The 14,312-nt window shown below is 31.3% G+C and carries 14 protein-coding genes; 9 read left to right on the forward strand and 5 right to left on the reverse strand.

The window, feature by feature from the left end:
- Positions 1–29 precede the first annotated feature (29 nt).
- The 4 genes from mnmG to ACTS9J_RS01195 all read left to right on the forward strand — a co-directional run bounded on the left by mnmG (position 30) and on the right by ACTS9J_RS01195 (position 4,166).
- Positions 30–1,901 carry a tRNA uridine-5-carboxymethylaminomethyl(34) synthesis enzyme MnmG gene (gene mnmG, locus ACTS9J_RS01180; protein WP_286495677.1) on the forward strand — a complete coding sequence of 624 codons (1,872 nt, stop codon included), beginning with the start codon at positions 30–32 and terminating at the stop codon, positions 1,899–1,901.
- Between the two features lies 1 nt (position 1,902).
- Entirely contained in the window at positions 1,903–2,796 is an 894-nt protein-coding gene (locus ACTS9J_RS01185) for a class I SAM-dependent methyltransferase (RefSeq protein WP_125349119.1), read from the forward strand.
- Positions 2,797–2,922: 126 nt separating this feature from the next.
- The gene (locus ACTS9J_RS01190; protein ID WP_286495675.1) at positions 2,923–3,438 is read left to right on the forward strand and encodes a lipocalin family protein; all 516 of its coding nucleotides are present in this window, start codon (positions 2,923–2,925) and stop codon (positions 3,436–3,438) included.
- Between the two features lie 26 nt (positions 3,439–3,464).
- Positions 3,465–4,166 carry an OmpA family protein gene (locus tag ACTS9J_RS01195; RefSeq protein WP_221854015.1) on the forward strand — a complete coding sequence of 234 codons (702 nt, stop codon included), beginning with the start codon at positions 3,465–3,467 and terminating at the stop codon, positions 4,164–4,166.
- Positions 4,167–4,236: 70 nt separating this feature from the next.
- On the opposite strand, the gene ACTS9J_RS01200 is transcribed toward ACTS9J_RS01195, so the two are convergent.
- The 4 genes from ACTS9J_RS01200 to ACTS9J_RS01215 all read right to left on the reverse strand — a co-directional run bounded on the left by ACTS9J_RS01200 (position 4,237) and on the right by ACTS9J_RS01215 (position 8,516).
- On the reverse strand, positions 4,237–5,328 hold the full coding sequence (locus tag ACTS9J_RS01200) for a hypothetical protein (RefSeq protein ID WP_221854014.1): 1,092 nt from the start codon (positions 5,326–5,328) through the stop codon (positions 4,237–4,239).
- Positions 5,329–5,482: 154 nt separating this feature from the next.
- Positions 5,483–6,196 (reverse strand): pirin family protein, encoded by a 714-nt coding sequence (locus tag ACTS9J_RS01205; protein WP_114998600.1) that lies wholly within the window; start codon positions 6,194–6,196, stop codon positions 5,483–5,485.
- 338 nt (positions 6,197–6,534) lie between these two features.
- Entirely contained in the window at positions 6,535–7,488 is a 954-nt protein-coding gene (locus ACTS9J_RS01210) for a 2-hydroxyacid dehydrogenase (protein WP_286495673.1), read from the reverse strand.
- Between the two features lie 155 nt (positions 7,489–7,643).
- Positions 7,644–8,516, reverse strand: a complete 873-nt coding sequence (locus ACTS9J_RS01215; RefSeq protein WP_286495672.1) for a diacylglycerol/lipid kinase family protein — start codon at positions 8,514–8,516, stop codon at positions 7,644–7,646.
- Positions 8,517–8,627: 111 nt separating this feature from the next.
- Here ACTS9J_RS01215 and ACTS9J_RS01220 point away from each other — a divergent pair, with 111 nt between their 5' ends.
- From ACTS9J_RS01220 to ACTS9J_RS01240, 5 genes are all read left to right on the forward strand, one after another.
- Positions 8,628–9,056, forward strand: a complete 429-nt coding sequence (locus ACTS9J_RS01220) for a SufE family protein (protein WP_219034091.1) — start codon at positions 8,628–8,630, stop codon at positions 9,054–9,056.
- A 29-nt stretch (positions 9,057–9,085) separates the two neighbouring features.
- Positions 9,086–10,936: a monovalent cation:proton antiporter-2 (CPA2) family protein gene (locus tag ACTS9J_RS01225; protein ID WP_219034090.1), complete on the forward strand. Its 1,851-nt coding sequence runs from the start codon at positions 9,086–9,088 to the stop codon at positions 10,934–10,936.
- Positions 10,917–11,921, forward strand: a complete 1,005-nt coding sequence (locus ACTS9J_RS01230; protein WP_219034136.1) for a glycosyltransferase family 9 protein — start codon at positions 10,917–10,919, stop codon at positions 11,919–11,921. Before ACTS9J_RS01225 ends, ACTS9J_RS01230 begins: the two co-directional genes overlap by 20 nt.
- A 57-nt stretch (positions 11,922–11,978) precedes the next feature.
- Positions 11,979–13,031, forward strand: coding sequence for an alkaline phosphatase family protein (locus ACTS9J_RS01235; RefSeq protein ID WP_219034089.1), 1,053 nt, complete (start codon positions 11,979–11,981; stop codon positions 13,029–13,031).
- Between the two features lie 123 nt (positions 13,032–13,154).
- Complete coding sequence (locus ACTS9J_RS01240) at positions 13,155–13,454, forward strand: hypothetical protein (RefSeq protein ID WP_219034088.1); 300 nt, start codon at positions 13,155–13,157, stop codon at positions 13,452–13,454.
- 153 nt (positions 13,455–13,607) lie between these two features.
- Here the strand turns inward: ACTS9J_RS01240 and ACTS9J_RS01245 are convergent, their stop codons facing one another.
- On the reverse strand, positions 13,608–14,291 hold the full coding sequence (locus ACTS9J_RS01245; RefSeq protein WP_448352737.1) for a LysE family translocator: 684 nt from the start codon (positions 14,289–14,291) through the stop codon (positions 13,608–13,610).
- Between the last annotated feature and the right edge of the window lie 21 nt (positions 14,292–14,312).

Genomic DNA, 14,312 nt, shown 5'->3' on the forward strand with positions numbered 1-14,312 from the left:
TTAACAAGAAAAATAAGTTTACAAATCAAATGATATTTCAATCAGAATATGATGTAATTGTAGTTGGTGGTGGTCACGCAGGTGCAGAAGCAACAGCGGCAGCAGCCAATTTAGGAGCAAAAACGCTTCTTGTTACAATGAACTTACAAACAATCGGACAAATGTCTTGTAATCCTGCTATGGGTGGAATTGCGAAAGGGCAAATTGTTCGCGAGATTGACGCTTTAGGCGGATACTCAGGTATTATTACCGACAAAACTGCGATTCAATTCAAAATGTTGAATCAATCAAAAGGTCCAGCGATGTGGTCGCCACGTGCGCAATCAGACCGTATGCGTTTTGCAGAAGAATGGCGTTTATCTTTAGAGAGAACAGAGAATGTTGACTTCTTTCAAGATATGGTAAAAAATTTAATCATCGAAAATGGTAAAGTTTGCGGAGTAATTACAGCCATGGGAATGAAAATTCGTTCTAAGTCTGTTGTACTTACAAATGGTACTTTTTTGAATGGTTTAATTCATATTGGAGAAAAACAATTTGGAGGTGGACGCATGGGAGAATCTGCTGCTTTCGGAATTACGGAACAATTAGTTGATTTAGGTTTCGAAGCTGGACGAATGAAAACAGGAACTCCTCCACGTGTAGATGGTCGTTCTATCGATTATACGAAAATGGTTGAGCAACCAGGTGATGAAAATCCTTCAAAATTCTCATATACAAATACACAAAAATTAACGAAACAACGTTCTTGTTGGATTACTTATACCAATCAAGAAGTTCATGATTTATTGCGTGAAGGCTTTGATCGTTCTCCAATGTTTAACGGAACAATTAAATCGACAGGACCAAGATATTGTCCATCTATCGAAGATAAAATTAATCGTTTTGCAGACAAAGATCGTCATCAGATTTTTGCTGAACCGGAAGGTTGGCACACGATGGAATTCTACATAAATGGATTCTCAACATCTTTGCCAGATGATATTCAAGCAAGAGCTTTACGTTCTGTTCCTGGTTTTGAAAATGCAAAAATTTTACGTCCAGGTTACGCCATCGAATACGATTATTTTCCACCAACACAGTTAAAACATACGCTAGAAACTAAGTTAATTGATAACTTATATTGCGCTGGTCAAATTAACGGAACAACAGGTTATGAAGAAGCTGCTTCTCAAGGTTTGATGGCGGGTATAAATGCTGTGTTAAAAATTCAAGGAAAAGATCCATTTATCTTAAATCGTAACGAAGCTTATATAGGAGTTTTAATCGACGATTTGATTACAAAAGGTACAGAAGAACCTTATCGTATGTTTACGTCTCGTGCAGAATATCGTATCTTATTGAGACAAGATAATGCGGATGAACGTTTGACAAGAAAAAGTTTTGAACTTGGTTTAGCTTCAGAAGATCGTTTGAGAAGAATGGAAGAAAAATTTGACAAAGCTGAAAAACTTGTTAATTATTTCGAAGAAAATTCCATCAAGCCACAAGAAATAAATGATGTAATTGAAGAGCGCGAAGGAACACCTTTGAAACAACCAAACAAAATGATTTCGGTTATTTCTCGTCCTGAGTTAAAACTTTCTGATTTTACGAAATTAGATCGTGTAAAAGAATTTATTGAAACAAATGAATACGATCAAGAAGAATTAGAACAAACAGAAATTCAGATCAAATACAAAGGTTATATTAAGAAAGAACAACAGAATGCAGATAAATTGCATCGTTTGGAAAATCTAAAAATTCCGGCTGACATCGATTATCATGTCTTTGGTTCGATGTCGATAGAAGCTCGTCAAAAATTAACAAAAATAAAACCTGCAACGGTAGCACAAGCATCAAGAATTAGTGGTGTATCACCAGCAGATATTAGTGTATTATTAATTTACATGGGAAGATAATATGGAAAATGTTCCACGTGAAACATCTCAAGAAAATCCTTCAAAAGAAGGATTTTCTGGTATTAAGAAATTAGATTTAAAAGATTATTTTTTAACAAAAGAAAAGTTCGAAATTTACGAAGATTCAGAAACTGAAGTTTTGTATACTCTCCCCCAACCTATCGAAAATTTGGGAAAGTATTACGAAAGTAAAAATTACATTTCCCATACCGATGGAAAGAAATCTATTTTCGAACGTTTTTATCAAATGGCAAAATCAATCAATCTAAATAATAAATTAGAATTGATTAATAAAATTGGCAATGGTAAAAAGATTCTAGATTATGGTTGCGGCGTTGGAGATTTTTTAGAGCATCTACAAAAAAATGGTTACGATGTTTTGGGAATGGAGCCAAATGATTCGGCAAGACGAATTGCGCAATCAAAAGTTGGAATAGAAAAAGTTACTTCTACAGAATTAGAACAGAATACAGAAAAGTATGATGTGATTACCTTGTGGCATGTTTTAGAACACATTCCTAATCTTAAAGAAATAATTACAGAACTAAAGAAACATTTAACAAAAAGTGGTATCTTAGTAATAGCTGTTCCAAACCACCAATCGTATGATGCTAAATATTATGGTGAACATTGGGCAGCTTATGATGTACCTCGTCATTTATGGCATTTCACAGAAACCAGCATGCGAAAGTTATTTAGCAACTTTGGTATGAAAATTGAATCTATCCACCCGATGAAATTAGATTCATTTTATGTGAGTCTACTATCTGAAAAATATAAAGGTAATAAGTTAGGTTTTATCAATGCACTTAGAATTGGTTTGAAGTCTAATACTCAAGCTAAAAAAACAGGTCAATATTCTTCTTTAATCTATATTATTAAAGCTGAAAATTAAAATAAGCGTTTTTAAAGAATGATTATCTAATCAGATGTATTAGAAGTCGTTTTTTTTCTAAAACTTTATTAAATCTAATTTATAGAAGCCGTTTTTTAAGATTAATAATAGATAAAATAAATAGCTATGAAAAAAAGTATTTTATTATTTGGGATATGCGCTTCAGCATTTTTAACTTCTTGTGCATCTACAACCGTTGCAAAACAAGAAATACAAACAGGTAAAGAAGTGAGAGGTGCATGGACTTTGACAAATGTAGACTACCAAGGTTTAACAACAAACGAGGTACAAGGTAATGTAAAAGTTACTGATGCAGTTGCGAAAGTTTTTGACACAGCAAACCCAGAATGTTATGAAGGTTCTACATGGAACTTAGTTCAAAACAACAAAAAAGGAACATATACATTTAATAACGCTGGCGGAGATTGCCCTTCAGGAACAACAAATATTATTTGGGATTTACAACAAGATGGTTCTACAACTTACTTTATCTTCAAAGATGTTACAGGAATCAAAGCGAAACAAAATACAGCAGGATATAAAATGCGTGTAGATTATGTTGATGCAAATTCGATGAAATTGGTACAAGATATCAATGCAAATGGAAAAATTGCACAAGTGATTTATAACTTCGTACGTTAATCAACAATTTAAAAAACTTAGAAATTATGAAAAAAATAAATACTAAAATAGCTGCAATTGTATTAGGAGGATCATTTATTATGTCTTCTTGTACAGCTGTACAAAATGCAAACAATACACAAAAAGGTGCTGGTATTGGTGCTGTTGCTGGTGGTGTTATTGGAGGAATCTTAGGTAATAATATCGGTAAAGGTGGTAACACTGCTTTAGGTGCTGTAATTGGAGCTGCTGTAGGTGGAGCTGCTGGTGGTGTTATTGGTAACAATATGGATAAACAAGCGCAAAAAATTGAGCAAGTTTTACCAGGTGCAGAAGTCGTAAGAACTGAAGAAGGGATTAACTTAATTTTAGATGAAAACTCTAAAGTTACTTTTGATTATAACAAAGCTTCTTTAACTGCTGTTGCTAAATCTAACTTAGATAAATTAGTAGAAGTTTTCAACGAATATCCTGATACAGATTTATTAATTGTTGGCCATACTGATAACGTAGGTTCTCAAAATTATAACTTACCATTATCTCAAAAACGCGCACAGTCTGTAAAAGATTATTTAGTTTCTAAAGGTATTGCTTCTTCTCGTTTAACATCGAAAGGAAAAGGTTTAGAGGAACCAATTGCTGATAATACAACTGCAGAAGGACGTGCTCAAAACCGTCGTGTAGAGATTGCAATTACTGCAAACGCAAAAATGAAAGCGGACGCTGCTAAAGAAGCAAACGGACAATAATTCATTTCAATATAAAACAAGAAAAGCGTTCAGATTTTGAACGCTTTTTTTATGTTTAATACGTTTACGATTATTTAAAATTAACCACAAACCATTTATTATTAATCTTTTCTAAAGTCACTTGATATGTCTTAGAAGATTGGTCTTTTAAATTTGCATTCACTTCAACTAATGCAACTTTTTCGTCTGCATCTAACACTTTTGCATCATTAATTGTTGCTTGCTCTAAATTCTTAATTGATTCATCAGAAGAAAATTTTTGGAAAGTATTCCATTCACCACTTCTTGTCAACGCAAAAGCACCAGAATAATTTTTCTTTGATAAATTTGTCATAAAACGATTCGAAAGAGATTTTACCATTCCAGCTTCTTTACTTACATGTGCAGGCGTACTTTCAACCAAAAGAGAATCTACAACCTCAGCAGCACCAACTAAATTCAACGGAACTTTTACCGCTTTACGATTCGTTAAATATCGTTCAGAATTCGGAATTCGAACCAAAATATCTAATCGATCACTCTTAATTTTAGAAGCATCTAATGACGAATATTTAATATTAATTGTATTTTTTCTGTACAAATCATCCATAGAATTTGGATCAATTGTAGAACGAAATGTGTACACAATACTACCTGAATTAAACACTTCTATCGTTGCCGTTACAGCTTTATCCAACTGAATTTCCTCTCCTTGCGCATTGTAGAAAAAAGGAGAAATTGAGATTCCACTATCATCTTGTTTTAAACTAAAATCGAAACGTTGTACATTAGAAGTCGGTTCAGCAGGCGTTTCTACAGTTTCAATTGCACCTGATTTTGGAATTCCATTCACCAAAGGAACTTGATTTCTATTCCATGTAAATTTATTTTGTAACGCGACTTTTTCAGCAATATCAAAAACCTCATCTACTGTTTTTCCATCTAACAACGTACGCACAATTCCCCAACGCGATTCATTATCCATTGATTGACTTGTGTTATACTCGAAAATAATCTGTAAAGCTTCCTTAAATTTATCTTGTTGCATAACAGGCAAAGCCTTCGAAATTTTGTCTACCGTTTCACTAAAAGTTTGCGCAGATGTAGAATCAATTTCAATGTTATCATTTTTACAACTGATAATCATTAAAGCGAAAGAAGCAATGATGAATAAACGTTTCATATAGTATAGATTAATACGTTTTGAGTTAAAGTTTTATAAGCAGTAAATATACTAAATACTTGTGTTGATAATGGTATTTTTTTAACAAAAAAAAAGCAAATTCCATTTCTGAAATCTGCTCTATATATAAAACAACTAAAACTTGAAAAAAATTCTAAATATCCATAGGAACTTCGATTAACATCAAGCGAGAATCTTTTGCTACATTAAACGAAAACTCGTTTGTATCTTTAATCTCGATGACATCTCTTCGTCCTAATTTGTTTCCATCAAATTCAACTTCTCCTTCCACAACCATAAAGAAAACACCATTTCCTTCTTTTTGTACTTTGTATGTTTCTTGTTTATCTTCTGTATAATTTCCTAAAAAAATCCATGCATCTTGATGAATCCAAACTCCTTGATCATCTGCATTTGGAGAAAGAACTTGATATAATTCATTTTCTTTTGCTACTTCACGAACAGAAATTTGTTGATAACGAGGCTCAACATTCATTTTATTTGGAATAATCCAAATCTGAAAAAAATGTCCTTCTTGGTTTTCATAAGCATTCATTTCACTATGAAAAACTCCCGTACCAGCGCTCATTACTTGTACATCCCCAGACTCAATTACAGAACCAGTTCCCATTGAATCTTCGTGAGAAATTCCTCCTTTTGTAGGAATTGTAATAATCTCCATATTATCATGAGGATGTTTTCCAAATCCCATTCCTCCGGTAATTATATCATCATTTACGACACGCAAAGCTCCAAAATGAATACGAGCTGGATCGTAATAATTTGCAAAACTGTAAGAATGTTTAGAGTCTAACCACCCATGATTTCCTCCACCTCTTGATTCTGATTTAAATATTTGGTAATTCATAGTAATTTATTTTTATACAAATTTAGGGTGCAAAAAAAACTTATCTATTGACATGTGATAAGTTATCAATTAACACACCTAGAAGATGAATAAAACTTTTTTTAAATTATTAACAAAATGTTAAAAATAATTTATATTTTAGCATTCAGTTAACACATGAGACATATATATGCTATCAATTTCAGGCGAATCAACATTTAATGTTATACTTTGGATTCTACTCCAAATCGTTCTTGTTATTATAGTAGCAGTTATTTTGTATAAAGTTTACAAAAAACTTACAAAATGAAAAAAGGTTCCGAAGTTTCGGAACCTTTTTAGTTTATATCAATTAATCATTACTGATTATTCTTCCAATCAATTATTTTATCACGAATAAACTCTGCTAATTTCACTTTACTTTGATGCGTCCAACCTGCAATATGTGGCGCCAAAACAACATTATCCGCTTGGATTAAATACTGAAATTCTTCTGGTAAATCAGATGCAACTAATTTCTCAAAACTCGATTTTTCAAATTCTAAAACATCTAAAGCTACTCCTAAAATTTTTCCTGTTTTCATTGCTTCAACCAAATCTTTTGTCACAACAGATTTACCACGCGCTGTATTCACAAAATAAAATGTTTTTTTAAAGTTAGAAATAAATTCTGCATTAATCATTTGCATCGTTTCTGGTGTTTGCGGCGTATGTAAACTTACAACATCAGCTTGTTCAAAAATTTCTTCTAACGAAACTTGCTTCGCAAATTCATTTCCTTTATTTGGCAAAATATCATAACAAATCACATTAACTTCAAAACCCTGCAAACGTCTCGCAAAAGCATTTCCCATATTTCCATAACCAATAATTCCAACCGTTTTTCCCTTCAATTCATCACCACGATTTTCTTCACGTTTCCAAATTCCATTACGAACTTCGTTATCAGCTCTGCGCAAATGATGCATCAACATCAACAACATACCAATCGCATGTTCACCAACAGAATCTCGGTTTCCTTCGGGAGAATTGAATAAAACAATGTTATGATCAGCTGCAAACTCTTCGTCAATATTCTCCAAGCCTGCCCCTACTCTACCAATAAACTTTAAATTCGTTGCTTTTGCTAAAAAATCTTTATCAATTGGAAATCTACTCCTTACAATCATTCCATCATATTCATTGATCTTTTGTTCGATGATTTCTTTGGGTGAAGTGTAATCTTCATCAACAATAAACCCTGCTTCACGAAGTCCATTATTTAGACATTCGTGATTAGAATCAATTGCTAAAATTTTATAAGGCGTATTCATTGCAAAAATTTTAATCAAAGTTACAACGAATGCAAGTATTATTATAAAATTGAAGATAAAATTGGTTACAAACAAATCGTTTATAACTACGTTAATAATATTTTAATTTATTGAAAATGTATAATTTATATTGCTAATTAAATAATAATTGAAGTTTAAAAAATGATTTTTAAAGCATTTGGTATGACCTTAACTTTTACTTGAAGTGAATCGGTATTATGAATCTCTCCATCAAGCTGATACGTAATAGGATTGTTATCTAAACTTTCAATCTTGAACTTTTTCACTTTTCGATACTTTGCTTTGTCCAACAAATCAATCTTTTTGGCTAAAACCAGTACAGAAAAATAAAATTGCTCGAAAACATCCAAATCTTCTATCATCAATAAATCCAATTCACCATCAGACAAATCAGCTTTCGGTGTAAAAGAGATTCCATAACCAGCAATGTTAGAATTAGAGCAGAATAGATAATAAAAATTTTTCTCAATAATTACATCATCTATATAAAGACGAAACAATTTCGATTTATAATTCAACAACGTTTTCACAGATGCATCAAAATATCCAGTAATCGTACGCTTTTGATTTTCTTCATATGTTTTTATAACTTCTGCATCAATCCCAAAACCTAAATTGCTAAAAAAATACTTGTCCTCTACTCTGCCAACATCAATCGTATGAACTGCATTTGATTTGATAATTTCAATCGCTTTGTTAGCATCTTTCGGAATATTAAGATTTGTTGCCAAACCATTTCCAGATCCAGCAGAAATTATTCCTAACGGAATATTTTTTTTCACCAAAGCACTCGCCACTTCATTGATTGTCCCATCACCACCGCATGCAACAATAACATCCGAATTTTCTGCAATCGCCTCCTTCACCAATTCTTTTGCATGAAATTGATAAGCTGTTTCTTTCAAAACGATTTCGTCTGAAGAATCAAATTTTGATTGTAAAAAATCGAGCGAAATATCGTGTTTTGCGTTTCCTGAATTAGGATTAACAATGAAAGTGTACTTCATTTTTTGGGAATTGAAATTTATCAAAACACAAAAATAAGAAATCTAAAAGAATCAAGCTATTTAACGTCTTTTTTTGAGGAAAAACTATCAAAAACTTTCTAACTTTGTCATATGAAAATTAAAGAAATTCAAAACGAAATAGTAGACGAATTCTCATTTTTTGATGATTGGGAACAACGCTACGAATATTTGATCGAGTTAGGAAAAAGCTTAAATAATTTACCAGAAGAAGCAAAAACAGATGATAAAATCATAAAAGGTTGTCAATCTTCTGTTTGGTTAGATGCAGAATTGGATGGTAATACAATCGAATTTAAAGCTGATTCTAATGCTATTTTACCAAAAGGAATTGCCGCACTATTGGTGAGAATGTATAATCATCAAACGCCAAAAGATATTTTAGAATCGGATACAGATTTTATCAACGAAATTGGTTTATCAGAATTTTTATCACCAACTCGTGCAAATGGATTATTAGCGATGATAAAACAATTCAAATTTTATGCGATTGCATTTCAATCAAAACAAAATAATAGTTAGACACATCATCTAATCAACCTTATAAAATAATGAACGACTTTTTAGGCCAAGCATTTATTTTTCTATTTTCCGCTGTAATCTGCGTTCCTATTTCCAAAAAATTAGGAATGGGTTCGGTTTTGGGATATTTAATTGCCGGAGTTTTAATTGGACCTTATCTGCTGAAATTTGTTGGCAATGACGGTACAGACATTATGCACGCCACAGAATTTGGTGTAGTTATGATGCTTTTTTTGGTCGGATTAGAACTTGATCCAAAGGAATTCTGGAAGATGAAAAATAAAATCATCAACCTTGGTGGAATGCAAGTTTTGGGAACAATAATTATTGCAACTTTAGTCGGAATATTTGCCTTGAAAATGGATTTTTCTTTGGCTCTTTCTATAGCTTTTGCAATAACCATGTCTTCAACAGCCATTATTATGCAAACACTTAGCGAAAAAGGATTGACCAAAACAAACATAGGTAAATCAACTTTTTCAGTTTTGTTGTTTCAAGATATTATGGTAATTCCAATCTTAGCAATTATTCCACTTTTAGTTGGAGATTCCTTGATTCAGTCCATTGGAGATGATTCTAAAAGTTTGTTAGTTGGTGGACCAGCGTTCATGAAAACCTTGGTTATTCTTGGTGCAATTACATTTATTTATGTGATTGCAAAATACATTATTACACCTTATTTCAAGTATGTTGGACAATTACAAGTTCGAGAAATTTACACCGCTTCTGCCCTACTTTTAGTCATTGGAGTTTCAATTTTGATGCAAAAAGTTGGAATTTCTCCTGCCTTGGGAGCATTTATTGCTGGTGTTGTTTTGGCGAATAACGAATATAAACATCAATTAGAAAGTGACATTGAGCCATTCAAATCATTATTATTAGGAATCTTTTTTATTGCTGTTGGATCAACGATTAACTTCAAATTAATTGCAGATAAACCTTTTATGATTCTTGGATTAACATTTGGAATAATGTTAATAAAATCATTGGTTTTATGGTTTATTGGAATCAAACATAAATTTGATTTTGATCAAAAATGGTTGTTCATTTTGCTTTTATCACAAGTCGGAGAATTTGCTTTCGTTATCTTATCATTGACTCGAAATTTAGATATTCTAAATAAAGAATGGTACGATTTGATGTTAGCTACAACTGCGATAACAATGGTAATAACACCATTACTTTTAGTCTTAAATGAAAAATTAATTCTAAAATATTTTGGTGTAAAAACAAAAGTAAAAACAATCATTGAAAACGATAAAATAAATCCACATTCAGCAGAAGGTGAAATAATTATTGCTGGTTTTGGTGATTTTGGAAACACAATTAGTCGTGTCTTGAAAAGCACTGGAATAAAATCGATTGTTTTGGATAATGATAGTGAGCGTGTAGAGAAAATGCGCAAGCAGGGTTTTAATGTTTTTTATGGCGATGCAACAAATGTTAACTTACTAAAATCGGCTGGTGCTGAACATGCAAAATATTTTGTAGCTGCTTTGGATCCGCCAGAAATTAATCAAAAATTAGTTTATATTGTTCGTAAAAACTTTCCGAATTTAGAAATTATTGTTCGTGCAAAAAATCGTAGTTATGCGTATAATTATTTGAAAGATGGTATAGACGAAGTTTATCGAGAAAACTTTTTCTCATCTGTTTACGTTGGTAGACAAATCCTTATAAAATATGGTTTTTCACCTGAAGAAGCGTCTAAAATTGGAGAAATTTTCATAAAAAGTGACCGAAAATCGTTGCGTAAAATTGCAAAACATGCCGAAAATTCTGATCAATATTTTGAAGCATCTAAGCAAGAATTTGAAAAGCAAATGAAAATGGTTGCAAAAGAAATTAACAATAGGAATAATGGAGAAAACGAATCATAAAAAACTATTAGTTTTACGTTTTTCTGCTTTGGGGGATGTTACAATGATTGCTCCTGTTTTACAAGAGTTTATTGAACAAAATCCTAACATCGAAGTTTATGTTGCTTCGCGCCCTTTTATGGGAAATATTTTCAAGCAATTTCCTCAAATCAAATTTATTTCGGTTGATTTGAACAAAGACTACAAAAGCTTTTTTAGCTTGTTCAAATTATACAAAGAATTAAAACAATATAATTTTGATTATGTAGCTGATTTTCACAACGTAATCCGATCAAAAGTCATTACAACTCTATTCAAACTTAACGGAACAGAAACGGCTACTTTAGATAAAGGTCGTGAGGAGAAAAAAGCTTTAGTCAATCAAAAAAATCGCGTTTTTAAGCAATTAAAATTAACAACTGAGCGCTATGCTGATGTTTTGCGTCAATTTAGTTTTAACGTCAATTTAAAGCATAAAATCGAACCAAAATCGATTAAAGAATCTAAATCAATTGGAATTGCGCCTTTTGCAGCCTTTACAAGTAAAATGTATCCCATCGAAAAGATGAAAATCGTTGCGAAGAAATTAGCTGAAAATGGGTACAAAATTTATTTATTTGGCGGTGGAAAAATTGAAATTGATGAATTAAAAACGTGGGAAAGTTTTAATCCTAACATCAAATCTTTAGCTGGAACAATCTCTTTTGAAGAAGAATTACAAGCAATTGCTAAATTAGAAGTAATGATTTCTATGGATAGCGCAAACATGCATTTAGCTTCGTTGATGGGAACACGCACAATTTCTATTTGGGGTGGAACGCATCCATTTGCTGGATTTTTAGGTTATGGTCAATCTATGAATGATGTGATACAAGACGAAACGATGAAAATTCGTCCAACTTCTATCTTTGGAAAAGATCCAAAAAAGTTTCAAAATTATGATTATTTTCAAAATTTGAGTGCCGAAGATATTTATGAACAAATCGTCGATAAATTAGAAAAATAATACTTTTAAAAGCATCATATCGATGCTTTTCCTATTTTTATAAGAAATTATAATCACATGAAGTATACATTTCTTATTCTTGCCTTATTCTCAAATTTTTTATTTGCTCAAGAACCGAAAGTTATTTTGGTTACGCTGGATGGTGTTCGTTGGAAAGAAGTTTTCCGAGGAGTTGAAAAATCAATTTTAAATGATAAAAAATACAACTCACTTATTGTTCAAACTAATGAAAAATATTGGACAGAAGATTCTATAAAACGTCGCGAATTATTGATGCCATTTACGTGGAAAACGATTAAAGACAAAGGAGTTATTTTAGGAAATCGTGATGAACAAAACTTTGTTAATTTGACCAACAAAAGATTATGGTCTTATCCTGGATACAACGAAATTATTACAGGAAAAGCTGATGATGAGCGAATTAAAAATAACAAAGATATTCCGAATCCTAATGTTTCAGTTTTTGAAATTGCAAATCAACAAAAGAATTTAAACAATAAGGTAATGGCTTTTGGAAGCTGGAGAATGTATACAAATATTTTCAATCAAGAACGTTCTAAATTGTTTGTAAATGCTGGATATCAAGATAGTTTTAATCAAAACAAATCTGAACGAGAATTGCTTATCGAACGTTTTCAATTAGAAACACCAAAACAATGGTGGGCAACTAGATTTGATATTTTTACGCACGAATTTGCGTTAGAAGCGATGAAAAATCAAAAGCCAAAATTACTTTTTATTGGTTATGGAGAAGCTGATGATTACGGACATGATGAAGATTACGATCAATATATTACTTCAATAAATCGCAATGATAGAATGATTGAGGAATTATGGAATTATGTACAAAGCGATCCATTCTATAAAGATCAAACAACTATTATTGTAACAACTGATCACGGACGTGGAAATGGAAGACAATGGCCAGAACATTATGATGAAATTCCTGGATCAGACGAAGGTTTTATTTTGATGATTGGAAATGGGATTAATCCTAAAAAATTCAAACAGAAACAAACTTATCTCAATCAAATTGCCTCTACAATTGCTGATTTGATGAAAGTAAAAACATGGAATTATAAGGATTCTGGGAAGTCGTTATTGAAGTAAGATTTGTCTGCTTTGGATATGCAGTTTAAAACGATAAAATATGCCTTTCAGAGCATTCCTAACTGTAAAATTATTTATTCAAAACTTCACTCTCACAATATCAATAATTTAACCTAAAAAAATATGAACAATCTTTATACAAAATCGGGAGGTCTTATAATAGGCTCTATTAGAATGTCAAGTTTACTTGCTCAAATAAATATTTATGAAGATAAGTTAATAATAAATTATTTGTTTTTCTTTAAAATAATCCTTTTAAAAAAAGATATTATAGATATAATTCCATCTAACGATTTTTTTGAAAAAGGAATTAAAATTCTTCATAAAAATCCTAAATATGATTCAAAAATAATTTTCAGAGTTTCTAATCCTGATAAATTGATAGAAGAAATAAAAAAAACAGGTTTTATGAATTGTAATTAATGCTAAAATACATATTTTATTACATCATTATCAACCTTATTTTGTACTTAATTATTTATTTTATTTTTCATGATATCAATAATCAATTAGATTATTTTTATAAAGTAGAAATAAAAAAACTCCCATCAAAAAATTTGATGGGAGTTTATATTTCTAACTTGTTTGTTCTTGATTAATGAGCTGATTCTCTATCTTTTGATCAATTTCTTTAAAGAATCCGAAACCTTTTAAGATAATGATTAATCCAAAGACTAAAAGACAAATACCAACTCCTTTTCGCACCATAAATACTTTTTGATCGGTAAAACGTTTTTGAAGTTTTCCTGCCAAAAATATTTTACCCAAATCTATTACAAAATAGGTCGTCAAAACAACGCCCATGTAAAGCATAAAATTGCTTGGATTTGGATATTGGATCATAATTGAAGAGACAATTACAAACCAAAAAACAATGACTCCGATATTCAACAAATTCATGATGAATCCATTGATAAATGTTCTCAAATAATTGTTGCTTACAAATCCCGCTTCGCCTTCTATATGTAGCTTTGGTTTAGAGAAATACATAAAAATTCCGTAAATCAATACAAAGAAACCTGCAATGATATAAATGCGGTAAAACTTTGGATGATTGGTCACATAATCTGTAAAATCTTTACTTCCGTAATAGGCTGCTGCAATACACAAAATATCAGCTGCAATAACTCCCAAATCTAGGACTACAGCGGTTTTCCAACTTCTACGCAAACTGGTTTCAATAAGTAAGAAAAATACAGGTCCAATAAGAATTGTACTTAACAAAAAACCTATTAGTATGGCCGAAAATATTATTTCCATAACATAATTAAGGTCTGCAAG

This window comes from Empedobacter sp. ULE_I140 (genome assembly GCF_053482575.1).

Bases quoted from the DNA above. Each gene is read 5' to 3' on its own strand.
- mnmG (WP_286495677.1), top strand. From the start codon at position 30: ATGATATTTCAATCAGAATATGATGTAATTGTAGTTGGTGGTGGTCAC.
- ACTS9J_RS01185 (WP_125349119.1), top strand. From the start codon at position 1,903: ATGGAAAATGTTCCACGTGAAACATCTCAAGAAAATCCTTCAAAAGAA.
- ACTS9J_RS01190 (WP_286495675.1), top strand. From the start codon at position 2,923: ATGAAAAAAAGTATTTTATTATTTGGGATATGCGCTTCAGCATTTTTA.
- ACTS9J_RS01195 (WP_221854015.1), top strand. From the start codon at position 3,465: ATGAAAAAAATAAATACTAAAATAGCTGCAATTGTATTAGGAGGATCA.
- ACTS9J_RS01200 (WP_221854014.1), bottom strand. From the start codon at position 5,328: ATGAAACGTTTATTCATCATTGCTTCTTTCGCTTTAATGATTATCAGT.
- ACTS9J_RS01205 (WP_114998600.1), bottom strand. From the start codon at position 6,196: ATGAATTACCAAATATTTAAATCAGAATCAAGAGGTGGAGGAAATCAT.
- ACTS9J_RS01210 (WP_286495673.1), bottom strand. From the start codon at position 7,488: ATGAATACGCCTTATAAAATTTTAGCAATTGATTCTAATCACGAATGT.
- ACTS9J_RS01215 (WP_286495672.1), bottom strand. From the start codon at position 8,516: ATGAAGTACACTTTCATTGTTAATCCTAATTCAGGAAACGCAAAACAC.
- ACTS9J_RS01220 (WP_219034091.1), top strand. From the start codon at position 8,628: ATGAAAATTAAAGAAATTCAAAACGAAATAGTAGACGAATTCTCATTT.
- ACTS9J_RS01225 (WP_219034090.1), top strand. From the start codon at position 9,086: ATGAACGACTTTTTAGGCCAAGCATTTATTTTTCTATTTTCCGCTGTA.
- ACTS9J_RS01230 (WP_219034136.1), top strand. From the start codon at position 10,917: ATGGAGAAAACGAATCATAAAAAACTATTAGTTTTACGTTTTTCTGCT.
- ACTS9J_RS01235 (WP_219034089.1), top strand. From the start codon at position 11,979: ATGAAGTATACATTTCTTATTCTTGCCTTATTCTCAAATTTTTTATTT.
- ACTS9J_RS01240 (WP_219034088.1), top strand. From the start codon at position 13,155: ATGAACAATCTTTATACAAAATCGGGAGGTCTTATAATAGGCTCTATT.
- ACTS9J_RS01245 (WP_448352737.1), bottom strand. From the start codon at position 14,291: ATGGAAATAATATTTTCGGCCATACTAATAGGTTTTTTGTTAAGTACA.